Below are 23,260 nucleotides of genomic sequence, written 5' to 3' on the forward strand. Positions count from 1 at the left end.
CCGTCCTTGTGCCGGCGACCGCGGCGATCTACGGTCGGACCACAACGTGAACGGTTCGTCCGTTTATCGAACAGCCGGGAGATCCCATGGCCGCCAAGCCCTTCGCCTCCTCCGCGGACCTCGGCGTCAAGGAGCAGACCCTCGAGGTGCTCGCCGACGGCGTCTACGCGCTCACCGCCGAGGGCGACCCGAACGTCGGGGCGATCGAGGGCGAGGACTTCCTCGTCTGCTTCGAGGCCCTGGCCACCCCGGTCGCCGCCCGCCGCTGGCTGGCCAGGCTCCGCGAGCACACCGACAAGCCGGTCCGCTACCTGGTGCTCAGCCACTACCACGCCGTCCGGGTGCTGGGCGCCAGCGCGTTCGACGCGCAGGTGGTCGTCAGCTCCGAGCAGACCAGGCACCTGATCGCCGAACGCGGGCAGCAGGACTGGGAGAGCGAGTACGGCCGGATGCCGCGGCTGTTCGAGGAGCCCGAGTCCATCCCCGGCCTGACCTGGCCCACGATGACCTTCCGCGACCGGCTGACCATCGAGCTCGGCGGCGACCGCGGCGAGCTGGTGCTCGAGTTCCTCGGCCGCGGCCACACCGAGGGCGACATCGTGGCCTGGCTGCCGAAGCAGGAGGTCCTCTTCGCCGGCGACCTCGTGGAGTCCCAGGCCGCGCTCTACACCGGCGACGCGTTCCACTTCGACTGGGCCGCCGGCACCCTCGACCGGGTCGCGGCCCTCGGGGCGCAGCAGCTGGTCGGCGGGCGCGGGCGGATCGCCCGGGGCCGTGAGGAGGTCGGCGCCGCGATCGAGCAGACCCGCGACTTCCTGCTCACCATGCAGCGCACCGTCGGCGACGTGCACCGCGCCGGCGGCACCCTCCAGCAGGCCTTCGAGGCCACCCACGCCGCGTTGGCCCCGGCGTACGGGCGGTGGCCGATCTTCGAGCACTGCCTGCCCTTCGACGTCTCCCGGCTGTGGGACGAGTTCTCGGGCATCGAGCGCCCCGTCGTCTGGACCGCCGAGCGCGACCGCGCCGTCTGGGACCAGCTGCAGGGCTGACGGCGATGACCACCCCGCCGGACGTGCCGGTGCTGGTCCTGGGTGCGGGCCCGGTCGGGCAGACCGCCGCCCTGCTGCTGGCCCGGTGGGGCCTGCCGGTCGTCGTCCTCGACGCCCGCGCCGAACGCGACCCGGTCGGCTCCAAGGCGATCTGCCAGCAGCGCGACGTCCTCGACGTGTGGGACTCCGTCGGCGTCGGCGCCGCGGTCGCCCGCCGCGGGGTCACCTGGACCACCGCGCGGACCTTCCACCGCGACGCCGAGCTGTTCGGCTTCACCTTCGCCGACCGCGGCCGCTCGCCGTTCCCGCCGTTCGTCAACGTCTCCCAGTGCGAGACCGAGGCGCTGCTCGACGAGCGGATCGCCGCCTCGCCGCTGGTCGACGTCCGCTGGGGGCACCGGGTCACCGGCATCGAGCAGGACGACGCCGGCGTCACCGTCACCTGTGAGACCCCCGGCGGCGAGGTGCGGCTGGCCGGCTCGCACGCCGTCGCCTGCCCCGGCCCGCGCAGCGACGCGATCCGCTCGATGCTCGGGCTGACCTTCCCCGGCGAGTCCTTCGACGACTCCTTCCTCATCTGCGACATCCGCACCGACCTGCCCGGGTGGCAGACCGAGCGCCGGTTCTACTTCGACCCGGCGTGGAACCCCGGCCGGCAGGTGCTGATCCACCCGTGCCCGGACTCCACCTTCCGCATCGACTGGCAGGTGCCGCCGGACTTCGACCTGGCCGCCGAGGAGGCCTCCGGCGGGCTGGACCGGCGCATCCGCCAGGTCGTCGGCGACCGGCCCTACGAGGTCGTGTGGAAGTCGGTCTACCGCTTCCACTCGCGGCTGGTCGACCGGATGCGGGTCGGCCGGGTGCTGGTCGCCGGCGACGCCGCGCACCTGGTCAGCCCGTTCGGCGCCCGCGGGCTGAACTCCGGCGTCCTCGACGCCGAGAACGCCGCCTGGAAGGTCGCCTTCGTCCGCCGCGGCTGGGCGCCCGAGGAGCTGCTGGAGAGCTACCACGCCGAACGGCACGCGGCGGCGCAGGAGAACATCGACGTCACCACCGCGACCATGCGCTTCCTCGTCCCACGCACCGCCGAGGAGGCCCGCCACCGGCTCGACGTCCTCGAGCGGGCCGCCGGTGACCCCGCGGCCCGCGCCCAGGTCGACTCCGGCCGGCTCGCCGAACCGTTCTGGTACGTCGACTCCCCGCTCACCACCCCCGACCCGGCGCGGCCGTTCCCCGGCCGGCCGGCCCGCGGCGACGTCCCGGTGCCGGCCCCCGGCGTCCTCGTCCCCGACTGGCCGGTGACCGTGCCCGGCCGGCCCGACGTCGTCCGGTTGCGGCAGCTGGCCCGCGAGGGCGTCACCGTCCTGCTCGGCGACGACGCGCCGGCCCCCGAGCTGCCCGACCTCGGCGGCCTGCCGGTGGCCGTCCACCGGATGGGCGACCTGGACACCGCCGGTCTGCTCGGCGAGGCTCTGGGCGCCCGGCCCGGGGAGGCCTGGGTGCTGCGCCCGGACGCGCACGTCGCCGCCGTGCTGACCCGCGCCGCCGACGTCGCCCCCGCGGTGGCCCGCGCGCTCGCCCGTCCGCTCCCCGCTACCGTCCCGGCCTGAACAGGGAGGCACCCGATGGCGTTCTACCGGCAGGTGGGCGAGGTCCCGCCCAAGCGGCACACCCAGTTCCGCCGTCCCGACGGCGGCCTCTACTCCGAGGAGCTGGTCGGCGAGGAGGGCTTCTCCTCGGACTCCTCGCTGCTCTACCACCGCGGCGTGCCGTCGGCGATCGTCGACGCCCGCCCCTGGGAGCTGCCCGACCAGACGCTCACGCCGAACGCGCCGCTGGTGCCGCGGCACCTGAGGCTGCACGACCTGTTCCCCGGCGAGGAGCACAAGGCCACCGACCCGGTCACCGGGCGGCGGCTGGTGCTGGGCAACGCCGACGTCCGCATCTCCTACGCCGTCTCGTCGCTGACCAGCCCGTACTACCGCAACGCCACCGGCGACGAGTGCGTCTACGTCGAGCGCGGCGCCGCCACCGTCGAGACGACCTTCGGCGCGCTGGAGGTCGGCCAGGGCGACTACGTGGTCATCCCGCGCACCACCACCCACCGCTGGATCCCCACCGGCAGCGAGCCGCTGCGCACCTACGCGATCGAGGCCAACAGCCACATCGCCCCGCCCAGGCGCTACCTGTCGCGGTACGGGCAGTTCCTCGAGCACGCCCCGTACTGCGAGCGCGACCTGCGCGGCCCGGCCGAGCCACTGCTCGCCGAGGGCACCGACGTCGAGGTCCACGTCAAGCACCGCGGTCCCGGCCCCGGCGGGCTGGCCGGCACGGTCCACGTCGTCCCGGAGCACCCCTTCGACGTCGTCGGCTGGGACGGGCACCTCTACCCCTACGCCTTCAACATCGCCGACTTCGAGCCGATCACCGGCCGCGTGCACCAGCCGCCGCCGGTGCACCAGGTGTTCGAGGGCGGCAACTTCGTCATCTGCAACTTCGTGCCGCGGAAGGTCGACTACCACCCGCTCGCGGTGCCGGTGCCCTACTACCACTCCAACGTCGACTCCGACGAGATCATGTTCTACGTCGACGGCGACTACGAGGCCCGCAAGGGCTCGGGCATCGGCAAGGGGTCGATCTCGGTGCACCCCGGCGGGCACAGCCACGGCCCGCAGCCGGGCGCCGTCGAGCGGTCGCTGGGCGTGGAGTACTTCGACGAGACCGCCGTCATGGTCGACACCTTCCGCCCGCTCGACCTCGGCGAGGCCGGCCTGGCCGCCGATGACGGGAAGTACGCCTGGACCTGGTCGGGCCGGGGTCCCTCGGCATGACGGCGCTGTTCGCCGGGCTGTTCGACGACGCCGCGCTGTTCCCGCCCGGCGACGCCCCGATGGCCGACGCCGTCCCCGCCCACCGGGAGCTGCGGGCGCGGCTGGGCGACCTGGTCGGGCCCTTCGTCGTCCCCGCCGCCCGGCTCGGCGAGCTGGCCGCGCACCTCGACGACGGCGAGGGGTTCGGCGTGTCCCTCATCGCCGCGGCCGGCGACCTGCCCGCGGCCGCGGCCCGGGCCGGCGCCGACCCGCGGCTGCGGGCGGCGGCCGTCGAGGTGCCCGTCGTGGCCGACGCCGGGGCCGCGGCCGAGGCGGTGCGGGTGCTCGACGGCGTCCTGCCGCCCGGGGTGCCCGCCGCGGTCGAGGTACCGCGCACCGGTGCCCGCGACGCCGTGCTCGACGTGCTCGCCGGCACCCGGTACCGGGCCAAGCTGCGCACCGGCGGACTGCGGGCCGACCTGTTCCCGTCCGCGGGCGAGCTGGCCGGGACGCTGGCCGCCTGCGTCGCCCGGGGCATCGCGGTCAAGTGCACCGCCGGCCTGCACTCCGCCGTGGCGCACACCGACCCGGCCACCGGCTTCGCCCACCACGGCTTCCTGAACGTGCTGCTCGCCGCGGACGCGCTGGCCTCCGGCGCGCCGCCCGAGGCGGCCGCGGCGGAGCTGGCCCGCACCGACGCCGCCGACGTGGCCGCGGCCGTGCGGGCCTGGCCGGCCGACCGCGCCGCCCGCGCCCGCGCCGTGTTCACCTCCTCCGGCACGTGCAGCGTGCTGGAGCCGGTCGACGACCTCGTGCGCCTGGGCCTGCTCCCGACCCTCGACAGGACCCCTGCATGAGCTGGCTCGACCTCCCTGCCGGCACCGGCTTCGGCGTCGACAACCTCCCCTACGGCGTCTTCTCCACCCCCGGCACCGCGCCGCGCACCGGCGTCGCGATCGGCGACTCCGTGCTCGACCTCGCCGCCGTCACCGGCGACGACGGGCACGGCACCGGCTCGCTCAACGCCTTCATGGCGCGCGGACCGCGGGCCTGGGCCGACCTGCGGGCGCAGCTCACCGAGTGGGTCACCGACGAGCGCCACCGCGACCGGGTGCGGCCGCACCTGGTGCCGCGGTCGGCGGTGACCCTGCACCTGCCGGTCGAGGTCGCCGACTACGTCGACTTCTACAGCTCGAGGCACCACGCGGAGAACCTCGGCCGGATGTTCCGCCCCGACTCCCCGCCGCTGACCCCGAACTGGCAGCACCTGCCGATCGGCTACCACGGCCGCTCCGGCACGGTGGCGGTCTCGGGGACGCCCGTGGTGCGGCCGAGCGGGCAGCGCAAGGCGCCTGCCGACGACGCCCCCACCTTCGGCCCGTCCCAGCGGCTCGACATCGAGGCCGAGGTCGGCTTCGTCGTCGGCGTCGGGTCCGACCTGGGCACCCCGGTGCCGCTCGCGGACTTCGCCGAGCACGTGTTCGGCGTCTGCCTGGTCAACGACTGGTCCGCCCGCGACGTCCAGGCCTGGGAGTACGTGCCGCTGGGCCCCTTCCTCGGCAAGAGCTTCCTCACCTCGGTCTCCCCCTGGGTCGTGCCGCTGGCCGCGCTCGATGCCGCCCGCGTCACCCCGCCGCCCCGCGACGTCCCGCTGCTGCCCTACCTCGACGACACCGGCGCCGACCCGTGGGGCCTCGACATCGCCATCGAGGTACGCCTCGACGGGGAGCTCGTGTCCTGCCCCCCGTTCGACCTCATGTACTGGACCGCCGCCCAGCAGCTGGCGCACACCACCGTCAACGGCGCGTGCCTGCGCACCGGCGACCTGTTCGCCTCGGGCACCGTCTCCGGCCCGGCGCCGGACCAGCGCGGCTCGTTCATCGAGCTGTCCTGGGGCGGGAAGGAGCCGCTGACCCTCGCCGACGGCTCCACCCGGACCTTCCTCGAGGACGGCGACGTCGTCACCCTCACCGCCACCGCGCCGGGCACCGGCGGCGGCCGGATCTCGCTCGGCGAGGTCACCGGCCGGGTGGAGCCGGCCCCCGCGCCCTGACCCCGGGGGATCGTGGCGTCACCGCCCGGGGCGTCGCCTTGTCCGGCTCCGGGGCCGACCTGAGACTCCGGCCATGAGCATCGACCCCGTGGTGATCGGTTCCGGCCCCCGACGCGTCCTGGCCCTGCACGGCTGGTTCGGCTCCGCGACGGGCTGGGGGCCGTTCGCCGACCTGGTCGACGGCGACCGCTACACGTTCGCCTTCCCCGACTTCCGCGGCTACGGCGCCCGGCGCGGCGAGCCCGGCGAGTACACGATCGCCGAGATGGCCGGCGACGCCGTGGCCGCGGCCGACGAGCTGGGCTGGACCGACTTCGCCGTGCTGGGGCACTCCATGGGCGGCAGCGTGATGGAGCGGGTCGCACTCGACGCCGGCGACCGGGTGACGGGCCTGGTCGGCGTCAGCCCCGTCCCGGCCTCGGGCGTGCCGTTCGACGAGCAGTCCTGGGCGCTGTTCAGCGGCGCGGCGGAGGAGCCGGGCAACCGCCGGGCGATCATCGACCTCACGACCGGCGGCCGGCTCAGCCGCACCTGGCTCGACCGCATGGTGCAGGCCTCGCTCGACACCTCCGACCCGGTCGCCTTCCGGGCCTACCTCGACGCGTGGTCGGGGACCGACTTCGCCGACGAGGTGCGCGGCCGGCGGGTGCCGGTCCTGGTCGTCGTCGGCGAGCACGACCCGGCGCTCTCGGCCGCGGTGATGGAGCAGACCTTCCTGCAGTACCACCCCGAGGCGACCCTCGAGGTGCTGGCCAACGCCGGCCACTACGCGCCGTTCGAGACGCCGGTGGCGCTGCTGACCTGCGTCGAACGGTTCCTCGACGGCCTGGGCTGAACCAGCCGGCGGGCCGCCCGGTCGACGGCGGCGTGGGTGCGCTCGAGCAGGTCGTCCGCCGCCGCGGTCGAGGGCGCGAGGGCGGTCAGGCCGAACCGGCCGTCGATCGCCAGCCCCGAGAGCATGTGCAGGACCACGCCGGACCGGGTCCGGCGGTCGAAGGTCAGCCCGGCTCGGGTCACCGCGTCGACCACGCGCGCGGGCGGCAGGCCCGTCCAGTCGGGGTCGACCAGGTTGTCGGTCGCCGCGTAGCACCGGACGGTGCCGTCGTCGGCGGTCCAGCGGGCCTCGGCCACGTCGTAGCGGCCGGGGACGAGGTTGCGCAGCACCGCGTACGGGTGGGTGGTGCCGCCCTTGCGGAGGTTGATCTCCAGGGCCTGCAGCCGCCACCCGTCCGGACCGCGGGTGGCGACGAAGTCGACGCCGTACCGCCCGCGCGCACCGCGGCGCGCCAGGGCCCGCCCGGCGGCCAGGCCGTACCGGCCGAGGTCGGCGGCGTAGGCCGGGTCGGCCGGGAAGCGGCACCCGAGGTAGACCTGCCCGCTCGGGCCGCCGAGCAGCTGCTCGTGGGTGGCCAGCACGGTCACCCCGCCGTCGGGCGAGATGTCGCCCGTGACGCTGGGGCTGGCCAGCCCGTCCCCGCTGACCAGCTCCTCGACGACGCCGCCGAGGCGCAGCGCCGCGAGGAACCAGGCCGGCAGCCGGCGGACGCGGTCGCGCAGGCCGCCCCCGGTGCCGGGCAGGCCCTCGCAGCGCAGCACCACGTTGCCGTCGCCGGCGCCGCTGTCGTCGAGCTTCAGCACCACCCCCGCGGCGTCCGGCCGCTGCCGCAGGACCTCCTCGATCGCCCGGTCCACGTCCTCCACCGTGCGCACGTCCTCGCAGCCCACCGGCACCGGTACGCCCGCGCCAGCGAGCAGCCGGCGTCCGGCGCTCTTGAACCCGAGCGGCCAGAGCTCGGGGGCGGTGCCGTTGACCGGCACGCCCAGGTGCAGGGCGACGGCGACCTCGTCGGCGGTCACGTTCCACGGCTCGACGAACGCCGGCCGGTCCCCGATGTGCCGCCGGAGCCCGTCGAGCAGGTCGGGCCGGTCGAGCAGCTTGCGGGCCACCGACCGGTGCGAGGCGTCGGGGACGACCAGGAGCTGCAACCGGCGGCGCGCCGACGCCCGGGCGGCGGGGGGCATCAGGGCGAGGTAGTGGTCCAGCAGCGCCACCGGCGGCGCGGCGCTGCCGACGAAGACCAGCTCGCAGCCGGGGACGCGCGGCAGCACCAGCACGGCGACGAGGTACCGGTGCTCCAGGGCCGGGATGCGGTCGGCGTAGTGCGACAGCAGCGACTCACCGATGCTGAACGAGGGCAGCGCCACCAGCACGTGCGGCCGGGAGGAGCCCGGCGCGTTGAGCGCGCATGCCGCCGCCAGTCGCCGCTGCAGCTCGTCGAACTCCTGCACGGCCACCACGTCCCACGCTGCCGGCCCCCGCGCGGGCGCCATCCTCCCGCGTCGCCGGCACCCGGACCAGGCTCCCCGTCGCGGCCGGCCGGCCCGCCGCCGCCCTTGTCCGGTCCCCGCACCGCCACGAGACTCCGGTCGTGAGCACCGAACCCGTCGTGACCGCCGGCGGGCCGGCGCCCGGGGACACCGTGGCCCTCGTCGACCCGGTGACCTACGAGCAGGGCCCACCCCTGGCGCTGCTGCGCCGGCTGCGCGGGCAGGCACCGGTGGCGTGGGTCGAGGAGCCCGCGCTGCACGGCCAGCCGGCCGGCCCGGGCTTCTGGCTGGTGCTGCGGCACGCCGACGTCGAGCGGGTGCTGCGCGACCCGGCGACCTTCTCCTCGTGGCTGGGCGCCACCCAGGTCCGCGACGCCGCCGACCTCGCGTGGGTGCGCCGGATGATGCTCAACACCGACCCGCCCGACCACTCGCGGCTGCGGCGGCTGCTGTCCCGGTCGTTCACCCCGCGGGCGGTCGCCGCGCTCACCGAGGCGATCGGGGCCGCGGCGGCCGGCCTGGTCGACCGCATGGTCGACGGCGCCCCCGAGGGCCGGTGCGACTTCGCGAAGGACGTCGCCGCCGACCTCCCGCTGCTCACCCTCGCCGACGTGCTCGGGGTGCCCGCCGAGGACCGGTGGCTGATGTTCGACTGGTCCAACCGGGTGATCGGCTGGCAGGACCCCGACTACGCCACCTCGGCCGCCTTCGACGGCACCGGCGGGACGGCGATGGCCCGCGCGGCGCTCGCCCTGCGGCCGGTCCCCGACGCCGACGGGCGGATGCCCGACCCGCGCACCCGCGCCGGCATGCCCGACCTCTACGCCTACGCCGGGCTGCTGGCCGAGGAGAAGCGGCGGGCGCCGGGCGACGACGTCATGTCGATCCTGCTGGCGCAGGTCGACGACGACGGCGGGCAGGTGAGCACCGAGGAGTTCGAGAACCTGTTCTGGCTGTTCGCCGTCGCCGGGAACGAGACGCTGCGCAACGGCCTGCCCGGCGGGCTGATCGCGCTGCTGCAGCACCCCGCGCAGCTGGCCGCGGTGCGCGCGGACCCGTCGCTGCTGCCCGGTGCGGTCGAGGAGATGCTGCGCTGGTGGACGCCGGTCATGGTGTTCCGCCGCACCGCCACCACCGACGTCGACCTCGCCGGCGTCCGGGTGCGGGCCGGCGACAAGGTCGTCGTCTCGTTCACCTCGGCCAACCGCGACCCGGCGGTGTTCGCCGACCCCGACGCCTTCGACGTCCGCCGGAGCCCCAACCCGCACCTGTCCTTCGGCCACGGACCGCACTTCTGCCTCGGCGCGCAGCTGGCGCGGGTGCAGATGCGCGCGCTGTTCGCCGAGCTGCTGCGGCGGACGCGCACCGTGGAGCTCGACGGGCCCCCGGCGCTGCTGCGGTCGAACTTCCAGCGCGGGGTCAAGCGGCTGCCGATCCGCTGGGCAGCCGCCTGACCCCGGAACGCCTCAGCTGCCGGCGGCCGCCGGCGGCCAGGTCTTCGCGACCATCGTGAGAACGTCGTAGGTGGCCACCGGCGCGCCCTCGCCGTTGACGACGACGGCGTCCCAGCGCACCTCGCCGTGGTCGGCGCCGCCGCGCGGGGTGATCTGCTTGGCCGTGAGCGTCACGGTCAGCTCCTCCCCCGGCTTGACCGGCGTGAGGAACCGCAGGTTGTCGACGCCGTAGTTGGCCAGCACCGGGCCCGGGTCGGGGTCGACGAACAGCCCCGCCGCCCAGGACACGATCAGGTAGCCGTGCGCGACCCGGCCGCCGAAGAGCGGGTTGGCGCGGGCGGCCTCCTCGTCCGTGTGCGCGTAGAAGGTGTCGCCGGTGAACTCGGCGAAGTGCTCGATGTCGGCCAGCGTCACCGGGCGCGGGCCGGCGGTCACGGAGTCGCCGATGCGCAGCTCGGCCAGCGACTTGCGGAACGGGTGCACGCCGTCGTCGGTGCGGCGCGCGCCGGTCACCCAGCGGCCGCCGACCGCGGTCAGCACGTCCGGCGAGCCCTGCACGGCGGTGCGCTGCATGTGGTGCAGCACGCCGCGGATGCCGCCGAGCTCCTCGCCGCCGCCGGCGCGGCCCGGACCGCCGTGCACGAGGACCGGCAGCGGGGAGCCGTGGCCGGTGTTCTCCCCGGCGTCGTCGCGGTCGAGGACCAGGATCCGGCCGTGGGCGTGCGCGGCGCCGAGCACGAACTCCCGCGCCACCGCCGGGTCGTGGGTGACCAGGGAGCCGACGAGGCTGCCCTGCCCGCGGGCGGCCAGCTCCACGGCCTGCGTCACCGAGTCGTAGGGCAGCACGGTGCTGACCGGCCCGAACGCCTCGACGTCGTGCGGCTCGGCGGCGGACAGGTCGTCGCAGCGCAGCAGCAGCGGCGGCAGGAACGCGCCGCGGTCGCGGTCGGCGCCGACGACGTCGACGTGCTCGGGGTCGCCGGCCACGAGCTCGGCGACGCCGCGCAGCGCCTTGACCGCGCGCAGCACCTCCTCGCGCTGGTCGAGGCTGGCCAGCGCGCCCATGGTCACGCCCTCGGCGCCCGGCGCGCCAACGACGACCTGCGCCAGCCGCTCGCGGGTGGCCTCCACCACGTCGCCGACCAGCTCCCGCGGCACGAACGCGCGGCGGATCGCGGTGCACTTCTGGCCGGCCTTGACCGTCATCTCGGTGACCAGCTGGTCGACGAACAGGCCGAACTCGGGGGTGTCCGGCGTCGCGTCGGGGCCGAGCACCGAGCAGTTGAGCGAGTCGGCCTCGGCGTTGAACCGCACGGAGTTGGCCACGACCGCGGGATGGCTGCGCAGCTTGCGGGCGGTGGCCGCCGAGCCGGTGAAGAAGACGAGGTCCTGTCCGGCGAGCCCGTCGAGGAGCCCGGCGGGGCTGCCGGCCAGCAGCTGCACCGACCCCTCGGGCAGGAGCCCGGACTCGACGATCGCGCGGACCACGGCCTCGGTCAGGTACGCCGTCTGGCTGGCCGGCTTGACGATGGTCGGGACGCCCGCGAGGAACGCCGGCGCGAGCTTCTCCAGGAAGCCCCACACCGGGAAGTTGAACGCGTTGACCTGCACCGCCACGCCGCGCAGCGGGGTGTACAGGTGCTGGCCGGCGAAGGTGCCCCGCCGGCCCAGGGGCTCGACCGCGCCGTCGAGCACGACGGTGTCGTCGGGCAGCTCGCGGCGCCCCTTGCTCGCGTAGGACAGCAGCGTGCCGAAGCCGCCGTCGACGTCGACGGCGTTGTCGCGGTCGGTGGCGCCGGTGCGGTGGGACAGCGCGGAGAAGGCGTCCTTGTCGGCCATCAGCCGCAGGCCCAGCTGCTTGAGCAGCCCGGCGCGCTGGTGGAAGGTCAGCTCCCGCAGCGCCGGCCCGCCCACGGTGCGGGCGTGGTCGAGCATCGCGGCGACGTCGAGGCCGGTGCTGCTGATCCGGGCGACGGTCTCGCCGGTCACGGCGTCGGGCAGCGGCGTGCCCTCGTCGGGCGCGGCGTACCACCGGCCGGCGGCGTAGCTCTCGAGCAGGGGGGCGGTCATCGCAGGTCTCCCGGGGTCGAGCGGGCCCGCAGGCCCTCGAAGGTGGTGGCGACGAGCGCGTCGGCCAGGGCGTCGGCCGACAGGCTGCCGCCGGGGCGGAACCACTCGGTGAGCGAGTTGACGGTGCCGAACAGCAGCCGGCTGGTGACGGCGGGGTCGACGTCGGGGCGCACGTCGCCCTCCTCCTCGGCCGCGCGCACCAGGTCGGTGACGATGCGGTCGAACTCCCGCCGGCGGGCGAGCGCGGCCTCCTCGACCGGGGAGTTGCCGCGCACCCGCAGCAGCAGGGTGACGAAGGGCAGCTCGGCGGCCAGCACCCGCACCGACCCGCGGACGACGTGCTCGAGCCGGTCGATCGCGCGGCCGGTGACCGCCGCCGGTTCCCGCGTGACGGCGAAGAGGGCGTCCAGCGCCCGGTCGAGCGCCATGCGCAGCAGCTCGACCTTGCTGGGCACGTGGTGGTAGATCGCCGACTTGGTGATGCCGAGCCGGGCGGCGAGCTCCTCCATGCTCGTGGCGTCGTAGCCGCGCTCGTTGAAGACGGCGACGGCGACCTCGAGCAGGCTGTCGAGCGAGTGCCCGGGCCGGCCCCGGCGGACCCGGAGCTCCGTCACGCCCGCTCCCGCCGGTCGGTCAGCCGCTGCAGCTTGCCCATCGACCGGGGCAGGGTCTCCGGGTCGACGACGAGCACCTCGATGCTCGTGCCGACGGTGTCCTTGACGCCCGTGGCGACCTCGCGGGCGGCCTCCTCGCGCCGCTCGGGCGGGCAGTCGGGACGCGCCTCGACCCGGACGACGAGGTGGTCCATCCGGCCGCGGGTCAGCAGCTCGAGGGCGAAGTGCGGGGCCAGCCCCGGCGTGCGCAGCACGACCTCCTCGATCTGGGTCGGGAAGAGGTTCACCCCGCGCAGGATGATCATGTCGTCGGTGCGGCCGGTGACCTTCTCCATCCGCCGCATGCCCGGCCGGGCCGTCCCGGGCAGCAGCCGGGTCAGGTCGCGGGTGCGGTAGCGCACGACCGGCATGGCCTCCTTGGTCAGCGAGGTGAACACCAGCTCGCCGACCTCGCCCTCGGGCAGCACCTCGCCGGTGATCGGGTCGATGACCTCCGGGTAGAAGTGGTCCTCCCAGACGTGCAGCCCGTCCTTGGTCTCCACGCACTCCTGCGCGACGCCGGGGCCCATCACCTCCGACAGGCCGTAGATGTCGACCGCCTGGATGCCGGCGCGCTCCTCCATCTCCAGGCGCATCTGCTCGGTCCAGGGCTCGGCGCCGAAGACGCCGATCTCGAGGCTGGACCGCCGGGGGTCGAGGCCCTGCTTCTCGAACTCGTCGAGCAGCGTGAGCATGTAGCTCGGGGTCACCATGATCACGCGGGGCTCGAAGTCGGTGATCAGCTGGACCTGGCGCGGCGTCATGCCGCCGGAGACCGGGATGACCGTGCAGCCGAGCTTCTCGGCGCCGTAGTGCGCGCCGAGCCCGCCGGTGAACAGGCCGTAGCCGTAGGCGTTGTGCAGCCGGTCGCCGGGGCGACCGCCGGCGGCGCGGATGGAGCGGGCCATCACGGTGGCCCAGGTGTCGATGTCGCGCCCGGTGTACCCGACGACGGTCGGGCGGCCGGTCGTGCCGGAGGAGGCGTGGATCCGGCGCACCTGCTCCTGGGGGACGGCGAACATGCCGAACGGGTAGGTGTCCCGCAGGTCGGCCTTGCTCGTCGTCGGGAACCGGGCGAGGTCGGCGAGCTCGCGGCAGTCGTCGGGGTGCACGCCCGCGGCGTCGAAGGCGGTCCGGTGGTGGGGCACGTTGTCGTAGGCGTGCCGCAGCGACCACCGCAGCCGCTCGAGCTGCAGCGCGCGCAGCTCGTCGACCGACATCCGCTCGGCGGCGTCGAGCGTCGCGGGGTCGGGGGCGTCCCCGAGGCGCCGTGGGGTCTCGCTGGACAGGACCGTCATCTCGGGAGGCCTCCGGAGGTGGGCAGGCGTCGTCGCCGGACGGCCGGCGGCGGCCGCCTGGGTACGCCATTACCGACCGGATGGTCAGGTATCGGACTCCCCTCCCTCGCCCGCTGTCAAGTCCTCCCCGGCCGCGCTTGTGCCTGCTCCCGGCGTCGGGCACACTGAAACCGACCGTCCGGTCAGTAATTGACCCCCGACGTCGCCCACGAGGAGTGCGAGATGTCCGCGCCCACCCTGGAACGGCCCGCTGCCGACCGCCCCGACGAGGCCGCGCTGCAGCAGCAGTTCGACGCGACCATCGCCGCCGAGCACCGGATCGAGCCGCGCGACTGGATGCCCGAGGGGTACCGCAGGACGCTGGTCCGCCAGATCGCCCAGCACGCGCACTCGGAGATCATCGGGATGCAGCCCGAGGGCGACTGGCTGCTGGCGGCGCCCAGCCTGCGGCGCAAGGCGATCCTGCTGGCCAAGGTGCAGGACGAGGCCGGGCACGGGATGTACCTGTACTCGGCCGCCGAGACCCTCGGCGCCGACCGCGCCGACCTCACCGACAAGCTCATCGAGCAGAAGCAGAAGTACAGCTCGATCTTCAACTACCCGACGCTCACCTACGCCGACGTCGGCGTCATCGGCTGGCTGGTCGACGGCGCGGCGATCTGCAACCAGGTGCCGCTGTGCCGCTCCTCCTACGGGCCCTACGCCCGGGCGATGATCCGGGTCTGCAAGGAGGAGTCGTTCCACCAGCGGCAGGGCTACGAGCTGCTGATGACGATGATGCGCGGCACCCCCGAGCAGCGGGCGATGGTGCAGGACGCCGTCGACCGGTGGTGGTGGCCCTCGCTGATGATGTTCGGCCCGCCCGACGACGACAGCCCCAACTCGGCGCAGTCGATGGCCTGGGGCATCAAGCGGCACAGCAACGACGAGCTGCGCCAGCGCTTCGTGGACATGACCGTGCCGCAGGCGCGGTTCCTCGGCGTGACGCTGCCCGACCCGGACCTGGTGTGGGACGAGGCGGCTGGCCGGCACCGGTTCGGCGCGATCGACTGGGCGGAGTTCAAGCGGGTGGTCAGCGGGAGCGGGCCGATGAACGCCGTCCGCATCGCCCGCCGCCGGGCCGCCCGCGACGACAACGCGTGGGTCACCGAGGCCGCCGCCGCGTACGCCGGGAAGCACGCGTCGTGAGCACCGACGTCACCGCCGAGGGCGGGCACGGCGCCGTCCCCACCGGGCCCGAGGTCCCCGTGGAGCCGAAGGCGTCCACCGCGCGGCGGGACTGGCCGCTGTACGAGGTGTTCGTGCGCGGCAAGCGTGGCCTCAACCACGTGCACGTGGGCTCGCTGCACGCCCCCGACGACGAGATGGCGGTGCACGCCGCCCGCGACGTCTACACCCGGCGCAACGAGGGCGTGAGCATCTGGGTGGTGAAGGCCGCCGACATCACCGCCTCGAGCCCCGACGAGAAGGACCCGATGTTCGCCCCGAGCGGCGACAAGGTCTACCGGCACCCGACGTTCTACGAGATCCCCGAGGACGTCCCCCACATGTGAGCAAGGACCTCCTCTCCCCCCACCGCCCTCGTACCTCGGGCGGCGGGGCCCTGAGAGGGGGCCGACCGGCTGGGCGCGTCCACCACGGAAGGAACGGTTGACATGGGGCACGAGGAGACCGTGTACGAGGCGCTGGACCACGCCCACGGGGGCGAGGGGCACTGGGCCTTCGGCACCGGCTTCGACGAGCCGCTGGCCGGCGTCGACACCACCGTCCCCGACGGGGTCGACCACGCCGACCTCGGCGCCTACTGCCTGATGCTCGGCGACGACGCCCTCGTGCTCGCCCAGCGCCTCACCGAGTGGGTGACCGCCGCGCCCGAGCTCGAGGAGGAGATGGCGATCGCCAACGTCGCCCTCGACCTGCTCGGCCAGGCCCGGCTGCTGCTGGCCCGGGCCGGCTCGGTGGGCGTGCTGGGCCGCTCCCGCGAGAAGGCCACCGAGAGCATCCCCGACGAGGACGCACTGGCCTACTTCCGCGACCCCGACGAGTTCCGCTGCACCGCGCTGACCACGGCGGAGAACGGCGACTTCGGCCGGACGATGGTCCGGCTGCTGGTGGCCGCCACCGTCCGGCTGGCGGTGTTCGCCCGGCTGCGGGACTCCCGCGACCCGGTCCTCGCCGCGATCGCCGCCAAGGGCGTCCACGAGCTCAGCTACCACCGCGACCACGCCGCCCGCTGGGTGCTGCGCCTGGGCGACGGCACGCCGGAGTCCCACCGGCGGGTGCAGGCCGGCGCCGACGCGGTGTGGCCGCTGCTGGCCGACCTGTTCACCGCCACCGACGTCGAGCGGCGGCTGGCCGGCGCCGGGGTCGCGGTCGACCCCGCCGACGTCCGCGACGAGGTGCGCGAGGTGCTCACCGCGGTGCTCGACCGGGCCACCCTGCGCACGCCGCCGTGGCCCGCCGACGTCCCGCCGCGCGGCCGGGCCGGCGAGCACGGCCCGGAGCTGGCCGCGCTGCTGGAGACGCTCCAGGGCCTGGCCCGCCGGCACCCGGCGGCCACCTGGTGACGGCGATGACCGGCCCCGCCACCACCGACCCGCGGGCGGTCGCCGAGACCGTCACCGACCCGGAGCTGCCCACGCTCACCCTCGCCGACCTCGGGGTGCTGCGCGACGTCCGCGTGCACGACGGCACCGTCGTCGTCGACATCACCCCCACCTACAGCGGCTGCCCGGCGATGGGCGTCATGCGCGCCGACCTGCTGCACGCGCTGCACTCGGCCGGGTACGACGACGTCGAGGTGCGCACCGTCCTCTCCCCGGCGTGGAGCACCGACTGGATCAGCGAGGAGGGCCGCCGCAAGCTCGCCGCGGCCGGCATCGCGCCGCCCGGCCGGGCGCCGGTCCGCCCCGCCGGCCCGGTCCCGCTGCAGCTCGGCCCGACCCGGCGCACGGCGGCCTGCCCGCTGTGCGGCTCCCCCGACACCGAGGAGCTCAGCGAGTTCGGGTCCACGGCCTGCAAGGCGCTGCGCCGCTGCCGCAGCTGCCGCGAACCGTTCGAGCACGTCAAGGAGATCTGAGTTGAGCGCACCGACCCGCCGCCGGCCGCAGTTCCACCCGCTGCGGGTCGCCCGCGTCGAGCAGCTCACCGACGACGCCGTCGCGGTCACCTTCGACGTGCCCGAGGAGCTGGCCGAGGACTACGCCTTCCGGCCCGGCCAGGCGCTCACCCTCCGCCGGGTCGACGGCGACCGCGACGAGCGGCGGTCCTACTCGATCTGCGCGCCCGTCGGCGCTCCGCCCCGGGTGGGCGTCCGCGAGGTCCCCGGCGGCTTCTTCTCCTCCTACCTGGTGCACGAGGTGCGGCCCGGCGACGAGATCGAGGTGCTGCCGCCGTCGGGGACGTTCACCGCCGACCTGTCCACCCCGGCCGACCACGTGTTCGTCGTCGCCGGCTCCGGCGTCACCCCGGCGCTGAGCCTGGCGAGCACCGTGCTCCGCGACGGCGAGTCGACCGTCACCGTCTTCTACGGCAACCGGCGCACCAACACGGTGATGTTCGCCGACGAGCTGGCCGACCTGAAAGACCGCTACGGCACCCGGCTGCAGCTGGTGCACGTCCTCTCCCGCGAGCCGCGCGACGCCGAGCTGACCACCGGCCGGCTCGACGGCGAGCGGCTGCGCACGCTGGTCGAGACCTTCGTCGACGCCGGGCACGTCGACCACTGGTGGCTGTGCGGCCCGCACGGGATGGTCACCGACGCCCGGGAGCTGCTCGCCGGGCTCGGCGTCCCGCCCGAGCGGGTGCACCAGGAGCTGTTCTACGTCGACGACGTCCCGCCGCAGCCGGTGCGCGGCGACGACCAGCTCGTCGAGGGGCCCAGCAGCCAGGTCACCGTGGTCCTCGACGGCCGCTCGACCACCCTCGCCCTCCCCCGCGACGTGCCCGTGCTCGACTCCGCCCAGCGGGTCCGCTCCGACCTGCCCTTCGCCTGCAAGGGCGGCGTCTGCGGCACCTGCCGCGCGCGGGTCACCGACGGCGAGGTGGAGATGCGGCGCAACTACGCGCTGGAGGCGGCCGAGGTCGAGGCCGGCTACGTGCTGACCTGCCAGACGCTCCCGCTGTCGGACGCGGTCACCGTCGACTTCGACGCGTGACCCCGATCCCCGCCGGCGAGACCGTCGTCCTCGACGTCGTCGTCACCGCGGCGATGACCGTCGACTTCGACGAGCTCGGCCCGGTGCACCCGGTCTACGCCACCTACGCGATGGCCAAGCACTTCGAGGAGGCCGGGCGCAAGCTGCTGCTGGCCCACCTCGAGCCCGGCGAGGCCGGCATCGGGACGGCGGTGGCGGTCGAGCACCTGGCCCCGGCGTGGCCGGGAGACCGGGTCCGGGTCACCGCCAGCTGCGTCGAGGTGCGCGGCAACCGGCTGACCTGCGCGCTCACCGCGACCGGCGCCGACGGCACGCTGCTCGGCCGCGGGACGACCGGGCAGGCGGTGCTGCCCGCGGACGTCGTCTCGGCCCGGCTGCGCCGGCCGGGCTGACGCGCGCGGTGCCCGACCTCGTGCTGCAGGGTGAGGTCGGGCACCGTGACGCGGGGTCGGCGGGAGGCCACCGCCGGTCACTGCCGGCGGGTGGTCTCCTCCGCGCGCAGCGACTCGTCGCTGAGCAGCACCGCGGCCGCCTCCACCGTCCTCGGCCCGGCCTGGCCGGACGCCTCCGGACCGGCCTTCGCCTCGGGCGCCGCGATCGCCGCGGCCGGCGCCGGGTCGGACGCCGCGCGTTGGGGCACCGCGACGGGCGCGGCCGGCGTCGCCGCCCGGCCGGCCCGCAGCGGCTCGGCCTGGGCGCGGAGCGCTCCCGGCACACCCTCGGGGTGCGCGGCGCCCCACTCGCGCTCGACATCGGCGAGCAGCGCCTCCAGGTAGGCGCGCAGCTGCGCGCGGCACGCCTGCCCGAAAGCCTGCAGGTACCGCACCTGCTCCTGCAGCTCCTCCTCGGTCCGGGTGTCGACGCCGACCGCGTCCCCCGCGGCGGCCGCGGCACCCTGCGCGGCGGCGATCCGGGAGGCGGTCTCGTGCGCCGCCTGGATCATCGCGCCGACCTTCTCGCGCGCCTCGCGCACCTGCTCCTCGTAGTGCTCGCGCGCCTCGGCGGTCATCACCCGGCTGATCGCCTCGGCCTCGGCGACGTACTGGTCGGCGGTCTGCTGGGCGGCCGCGAGGATGCCCACGGCCTGCGAGGAGGGGGCCTCGGGCCGCGGGTCGTGGTCGAGGCGGGCCTGCAGGTCGTGCACCCGGTCGCGCAGCTCCGCCTTCTCCGCGTGCAGCCGGGCCAGCTCCTCCCCCACGCGCTCGAGGAAGCGGTCGACCTCGACGTCGTCGTAGCCGTGGCGGAAGACCGAGGACCGGCCGAACCGCACGTCGCGGACGTCCGCCGGGCTCAGCCGCCGGCCGCTCCAGCCGGCGGGCTCGGTGGTCGTGCTCATGTCGTCACCTCTCCGTGCACATCGGGTCCCGGGCGGCTGGGGGCGAACACCTCGGTGCGGATGCGCTCCTCGGGTACCCCCTGCTGCCGCAGCCTCTCGACGGTGTCGTCGACCATCGCCGGCGGACCGGCGACGTAGGCCTCCCTGCTCCCCCACGGCCCCGCGCGGGCCACCACCTCACCGACGTCGCCGTGGGCGAACTGCGAGTGCCCGTCCTCGGAGACGGCGACGGTGACGGTGAGCCAGGGGTTGTCCTGCGTCAGGCGCGTCAGGTCCGCGCGGTCGTAGAGGTCCTCCTCGAGGCGGACGCCGACGAACAGGTCCACCCGCCGGGGCGGGCCGTTGCGGGCCACGTGGTCGACGATCGCCTTGAGCGGCGCCAGGCCCGTCCCGCCCGCCACCAGCAGCAGGTCGCGGTCGGAGTCGGGGTCGAAGCGCATGTGGTCGACCGGGGGGCCGAGGCGCAGCACGTCGCCGACGTGGACCTGCCGGACCAGCGCGGTGCTGACCGGCCCGCCCGGCTGGGCCCGCGCGTGGATCTCCAGCTCGCCGTCGGGCCGGAAGGCGTTGGCCGGGGAGTAGTAGCGCCACAGCCGGGGCCGCAGCTCGGTCTCCAGCGAGATCGACTCCCCGGGGCGGTAGGGCAGCGGGACCTTCGAGCGCAGCCGCAGGACGGCGGTGTCGACGGTGCGCCGCTCGTGCGCGACGACCTCGGCGTCCCACCAGGGCGGCTGGTCGGACATCTCGTCGGCGGCCTGCACCATCACCGAGGCGACCAGCTCGTAGGCCGCCGTCCAGTCCGCGGCCAGCGCCTCGTTCCACTCGTCGTCGAAGTGCTCGAGGGTGGCCAGCAGGCTCGCGCCCACCGCGGGGTAGTGCTCGGCCACGGTGCCGAACTTGCGGTGGTCGCGCCCGAGCTGCTGCAGGATCGGCACGAGGGCGTCGAGGTCGTCGACCCGGGCCACCACCTCACCGAGTGCGGCGAAGAGCCGGTCGCGCTGGTGCGCCATCGAGACCGGGAACAGCTGCCGGGTCTCGGGATGGGCGAGGAACAGGTGCGCGTAGAACCACAGCGGCGCCTCGTCCCCCGCCGCGGCCGCCTTGGCGAAGTTGGCGCGCATCGCAGGAATGTCCACGCAAGCCCCCCGTGCAACGGTCCCGTCGGCCGACCGGGTGGCCGGACCGCCGTCCGGGGCACTGTAACGACGATCACGGCCAGCGGCCAGGGCCGTACCGGTACGGCCGCAGTCGCCGTCCGCAGTCCCTCCTGGCAGGGTCGGTGGCCGCGTCCCGTCGACCGTCCGAGGAGGACCGATGCTGTCCGACCGATCACGACCCGTCATCGAGGCGACGCTGCCGGTCGTCGCCGACCACATCGGCGAGGTCGCCGAGCGGTTCTACGGGCACCTGTTCGGCGCCCACCCGGAGCTGTTCGACGGGGTCTTCAACCGCGGCAACCAGGCCACCGGTGAGCAGCAGGTCGCCCTCGCGGGGTCGGTCGCGGTCTTCGCGAGCACAATGGTGCAGACGCCCGAGCAGGTGCCCGAGCGCCTGCTGTCGCGGATCGCGCACAAGCACGCCTCGTTGGGCGTCACGCCGGCGCAGTACGACGTCGTGCACGAGCACCTGTTCTGGGCCATCGCCGACGTCCTCGGCGACGCGGTCACCCCCGAGGTCGCCGCCGCGTGGGACGAGGTCTACTGGCTGATGGCCTACGCGCTGATCAACCAGGAGCGCGGCCTCTACAGCGCCCGCGGCGTCCGCCCGGAGACGGTGTGGCGCGAGTGGGAGGTGGCCGAGAAGGTCCAGGAGACCCCCGAGGTGGTCACCTTCCGGGTCCGGCGGGTCGACGACCGGCTGGTCAAGACCTCGCTGCCGGGCCAGTACGTGACGGTGCAGGTGCCGATGCCCGACGGGGTCCGCCAGCCGCGGCAGTACAGCCTGACCCGGGCCGACGACGGCGAGCACCGCCAGTTCTCGGTCAAGCGGGTCCGCGGCGGCGGCAAGCCCGACGGCGAGGTCTCCAACCACCTCTGCGACCGGGTCGGGGTGGGCGACCGGCTGACGATGTCGCTGCCCTTCGGCGACGTCGTCCTCGACGACTCCGGCCGCCCGGTGGTGTTCGCCAGCGCCGGCATCGGCATCACGCCGATGGCCGGGATGCTCTCCCACCTGACCGCCGCGGGCTCCCACCTGCCCATCACGCTCCTGCACGCCGACGTCGACGAGGAGTCCTTCGCCCTGCGCGAGCAGGTGCTCGCCGACATCCGGCAGCTGTCCGGCGCGCGGATCCACACCTGGTACGAGCGCGGGGCGACCGGGACGCTGCCGGTCGACGGGGTCCACGCCGGGGTCATGGACCTCGACGCGGTCGACCTCCCGCCCGACGCCGTCTACTACCTGTGCGGTCCGCTGCCGTTCATGCGGGCCGTGCGCAGCGCGCTGCTCGACCGGGGCGTGGCCGCGCGGGACGTCCAGTACGAGGTCTTCGGCCCCGACCTGTGGCAGGCCGACTTCCAGACCGAGCCGGCCCCCGACGCCGTGCACGCCGGCTGACCGGCCGGCACCCCGGCCGCACCGCGCGGTGCCCGACCCCGCGCTGCGGGGTGAGGTCGGGCACCGCGGGACGGGGTCGGCGCGCCCGCCCGGCCGGGGCTCAGGCGCCGCGCCGGTCCCCCGGGACGGCGCCCTCGAGGATGCGGTGCGGGTCGGCGCCGGCCGCCAGCGCGGCCAGCCGCTCGCGGACCGGCCCGGTGGGCGTGCGGGCCAGCACGTCGGGCACCGCGGCGAAGCCGTGGGCCGGGGGCCGGCCGGCGAGGTCGGCACCGAACGCGGCCGCCAGCTCCTCGGCGCAGGCCCGGGTGGCCGCCCGGTCCTCGACACCGGTGCCCCCGACGAGCCGGACCGCCAGCCGGGCGTCGCGGTGGCAGACGGCGCTGGGCCGCTCGGGCACCCAGCCCAGCGCCCCGCCGAGCAGCCGCACCTCCACCGTGCGCGGCCGGGCACCGCGGACGGCCCGCAGCAGCGCCGCGGCCGCCCGGTCGGGGATCCGGGTGGGCAGCAGCGAGGAGCCGGTGCCCAGCTCCTGGTCCCGCGTGGCCAGCCCGGCCGGACCGCGCGGGGCGATCTCGGAGTCCAGGGGGCGGACGGTGGCCGCCAGCGGGCGCAGCAGCCCGTCGAGCACCTCGACGCCGTCCTCGGTGTCCCCGGCCCACGCGAACCGGACCGTCACCCCGCACTCGCCGTGCCGCGGGTGGGTCAGCAGCAGCGAGGTGCCCGCCTGCGACGGCAGCGTCGCCGTCCACGCGCGCCAGGCGTCGAACACCCGCGCGGCGTCGGACGCGGCCCAACGCAGCTGCCCGCCGTAGCGCGGGCCGGCGGCCAGCAGGTCCAGCTCGACGGCGGTGACCACGCCCAGCGCCGCGCCGCCGCCGCGCACGCCCCAGAACAGCTCGGGCTCCTCGGTGGGGGTGACCCGCCGCAGCGCGCCGTCGCCGGTGACCAGCTCCACCGCGCGGACCCGGTCGCAGGCCAGGCCGTAGGTGCGCGCCAGCGGCCCGACGCCGCCCCCGGTCACCGTGTCTGCCACCCGCTCGGCCGCCGACGCGCCGGTCAGCGGGGTCAGGCCGCGCCGGCCCGCCTCCCCCGCCAGGTCGCGCCAGCGCACGCCGGCACCCACCCGCGCCCACCCGGCGGGCGACACGGTCACCTCCGCCAGGCCCGCGGGGTCGACCACCAGCCGGCGCGTCGGGGCGGTGCCGCGCCCGGGTCCCTCGACGGCGAGCGCGACGCCGTGCCGGCCGGCCAGCCGCACGGCCGCGACGACGTCGGCGGCCTCGGCCACCTGCACCACCGACCCCTCGCTCAGCCCGGCCCCGGGCGTGAGCCGGGACCGCAGGGCGGCCGACAGGTCGGGCGGGAGGACGGCGGGCAGGACGGTTCCGGACGTCACGGGAGGTCTCCAGGGTGCGCGGCGACGGTGCCCCAGGAGGGTCGTCCGCCGTCCTTGGTGTCCCCTTGCCGGGCGCTTGGGCGCCAGGTCAGCAGGTCAC

General features: G+C 75.5%; 21 protein-coding genes. 14 read left to right on the plus strand and 7 right to left on the minus strand.

The window, feature by feature from the left end; all coding sequences use genetic code 11:
• Window positions 1–86: 86 nt before the first annotated feature.
• From ACI79V_RS00095 to ACI79V_RS00120, 6 genes are all read left to right on the plus strand, one after another.
• On the plus strand, window positions 87–1,049 hold the full coding sequence (locus tag ACI79V_RS00095; protein WP_456885700.1) for an MBL fold metallo-hydrolase: 963 nt from the start codon (window positions 87–89) through the stop codon (window positions 1,047–1,049).
• A gap of 5 nt (window positions 1,050–1,054) precedes the next feature.
• Window positions 1,055–2,659: an FAD-dependent monooxygenase gene (locus tag ACI79V_RS00100; protein ID WP_456885702.1), complete on the plus strand. Its 1,605-nt coding sequence runs from the start codon at window positions 1,055–1,057 to the stop codon at window positions 2,657–2,659.
• 15 nt (window positions 2,660–2,674) lie between these two features.
• Window positions 2,675–3,880 (plus strand): cupin domain-containing protein, encoded by a 1,206-nt coding sequence (locus ACI79V_RS00105; protein WP_456885704.1) that lies wholly within the window; start codon window positions 2,675–2,677, stop codon window positions 3,878–3,880.
• Window positions 3,877–4,716: a hypothetical protein gene (locus tag ACI79V_RS00110; protein WP_456885706.1), complete on the plus strand. Its 840-nt coding sequence runs from the start codon at window positions 3,877–3,879 to the stop codon at window positions 4,714–4,716. Before ACI79V_RS00105 ends, ACI79V_RS00110 begins: the two co-directional genes overlap by 4 nt.
• A complete protein-coding gene (gene fahA, locus ACI79V_RS00115; protein ID WP_456885707.1) occupies window positions 4,713–5,912 on the plus strand; it encodes a fumarylacetoacetase in 1,200 nt (399 codons plus the stop codon). Before ACI79V_RS00110 ends, fahA begins: the two co-directional genes overlap by 4 nt.
• A 73-nt stretch (window positions 5,913–5,985) precedes the next feature.
• Window positions 5,986–6,747 (plus strand): alpha/beta fold hydrolase, encoded by a 762-nt coding sequence (locus tag ACI79V_RS00120; RefSeq protein WP_456885710.1) that lies wholly within the window; start codon window positions 5,986–5,988, stop codon window positions 6,745–6,747.
• On the opposite strand, the gene ACI79V_RS00125 is transcribed toward ACI79V_RS00120, so the two are convergent.
• Complete coding sequence (locus ACI79V_RS00125) at window positions 6,678–8,207, minus strand: peptide ligase PGM1-related protein (protein WP_456885712.1); 1,530 nt, start codon at window positions 8,205–8,207, stop codon at window positions 6,678–6,680. The two genes, ACI79V_RS00120 and ACI79V_RS00125, sit on opposite strands and share 70 nt — an antisense overlap.
• A 134-nt stretch (window positions 8,208–8,341) precedes the next feature.
• Between ACI79V_RS00125 and ACI79V_RS00130 the strand changes: the two genes are divergently transcribed.
• On the plus strand, window positions 8,342–9,694 hold the full coding sequence (locus ACI79V_RS00130) for a cytochrome P450 (protein ID WP_456885714.1): 1,353 nt from the start codon (window positions 8,342–8,344) through the stop codon (window positions 9,692–9,694).
• Window positions 9,695–9,706: 12 nt separating this feature from the next.
• Here the strand turns inward: ACI79V_RS00130 and paaZ are convergent, their stop codons facing one another.
• Genes paaZ through paaK form a run of 3 tightly spaced genes read right to left on the minus strand, consistent with a single transcriptional unit; the run spans window position 9,707 to window position 13,715 of the window.
• Window positions 9,707–11,764, minus strand: coding sequence for a phenylacetic acid degradation bifunctional protein PaaZ (gene paaZ, locus ACI79V_RS00135; RefSeq protein ID WP_456885716.1), 2,058 nt, complete (start codon window positions 11,762–11,764; stop codon window positions 9,707–9,709).
• The gene (locus tag ACI79V_RS00140; RefSeq protein ID WP_456876142.1) at window positions 11,761–12,378 is read right to left on the minus strand and encodes a TetR/AcrR family transcriptional regulator; all 618 of its coding nucleotides are present in this window, start codon (window positions 12,376–12,378) and stop codon (window positions 11,761–11,763) included. The genes paaZ and ACI79V_RS00140 overlap by 4 nt, the downstream gene beginning before the upstream one ends.
• Complete coding sequence (paaK, locus tag ACI79V_RS00145; protein ID WP_456885718.1) at window positions 12,375–13,715, minus strand: phenylacetate--CoA ligase PaaK; 1,341 nt, start codon at window positions 13,713–13,715, stop codon at window positions 12,375–12,377. The genes ACI79V_RS00140 and paaK overlap by 4 nt, the downstream gene beginning before the upstream one ends.
• Window positions 13,716–13,937: 222 nt before the next feature.
• Here paaK and paaA point away from each other — a divergent pair, with 222 nt between their 5' ends.
• The 6 genes from paaA to ACI79V_RS00175 all read left to right on the plus strand — a co-directional run bounded on the left by paaA (window position 13,938) and on the right by ACI79V_RS00175 (window position 18,264).
• Window positions 13,938–14,903 carry a 1,2-phenylacetyl-CoA epoxidase subunit PaaA gene (paaA, locus tag ACI79V_RS00150; RefSeq protein WP_456885720.1) on the plus strand — a complete coding sequence of 322 codons (966 nt, stop codon included), beginning with the start codon at window positions 13,938–13,940 and terminating at the stop codon, window positions 14,901–14,903.
• Window positions 14,900–15,268, plus strand: coding sequence for a 1,2-phenylacetyl-CoA epoxidase subunit PaaB (gene paaB, locus ACI79V_RS00155; RefSeq protein ID WP_456885722.1), 369 nt, complete (start codon window positions 14,900–14,902; stop codon window positions 15,266–15,268). Before paaA ends, paaB begins: the two co-directional genes overlap by 4 nt.
• Before the next feature lie 102 nt (window positions 15,269–15,370).
• Window positions 15,371–16,282, plus strand: coding sequence for a 1,2-phenylacetyl-CoA epoxidase subunit PaaC (gene paaC / locus ACI79V_RS00160; protein ID WP_456885723.1), 912 nt, complete (start codon window positions 15,371–15,373; stop codon window positions 16,280–16,282).
• A 5-nt stretch (window positions 16,283–16,287) separates the two neighbouring features.
• Window positions 16,288–16,794: a 1,2-phenylacetyl-CoA epoxidase subunit PaaD gene (gene paaD / locus ACI79V_RS00165; protein WP_456876147.1), complete on the plus strand. Its 507-nt coding sequence runs from the start codon at window positions 16,288–16,290 to the stop codon at window positions 16,792–16,794.
• Window position 16,795: 1 nt separating this feature from the next.
• A complete protein-coding gene (gene paaE, locus ACI79V_RS00170; protein ID WP_456885725.1) occupies window positions 16,796–17,872 on the plus strand; it encodes a 1,2-phenylacetyl-CoA epoxidase subunit PaaE in 1,077 nt (358 codons plus the stop codon).
• Window positions 17,869–18,264 (plus strand): thioesterase family protein, encoded by a 396-nt coding sequence (locus ACI79V_RS00175; RefSeq protein ID WP_456885727.1) that lies wholly within the window; start codon window positions 17,869–17,871, stop codon window positions 18,262–18,264. Before paaE ends, ACI79V_RS00175 begins: the two co-directional genes overlap by 4 nt.
• Window positions 18,265–18,341: 77 nt before the next feature.
• On the opposite strand, the gene ACI79V_RS00180 is transcribed toward ACI79V_RS00175, so the two are convergent.
• Window positions 18,342–19,208: a DivIVA domain-containing protein gene (locus tag ACI79V_RS00180; protein ID WP_456885729.1), complete on the minus strand. Its 867-nt coding sequence runs from the start codon at window positions 19,206–19,208 to the stop codon at window positions 18,342–18,344.
• Window positions 19,205–20,329 (minus strand): globin domain-containing protein, encoded by a 1,125-nt coding sequence (locus ACI79V_RS00185; RefSeq protein WP_456885731.1) that lies wholly within the window; start codon window positions 20,327–20,329, stop codon window positions 19,205–19,207. Before ACI79V_RS00185 ends, ACI79V_RS00180 begins: the two co-directional genes overlap by 4 nt.
• 193 nt (window positions 20,330–20,522) lie before the next feature.
• Between ACI79V_RS00185 and ACI79V_RS00190 the strand changes: the two genes are divergently transcribed.
• A complete protein-coding gene (locus tag ACI79V_RS00190; protein ID WP_456885733.1) occupies window positions 20,523–21,764 on the plus strand; it encodes a globin domain-containing protein in 1,242 nt (413 codons plus the stop codon).
• Window positions 21,765–21,864: 100 nt separating this feature from the next.
• On the opposite strand, the gene ACI79V_RS00195 is transcribed toward ACI79V_RS00190, so the two are convergent.
• Window positions 21,865–23,160 (minus strand): FAD-binding oxidoreductase, encoded by a 1,296-nt coding sequence (locus ACI79V_RS00195; protein ID WP_456885735.1) that lies wholly within the window; start codon window positions 23,158–23,160, stop codon window positions 21,865–21,867.
• Between the last annotated feature and the right edge of the window lie 100 nt (window positions 23,161–23,260).

It is taken from the genome of Geodermatophilus sp. SYSU D00700, assembly GCF_054050255.1.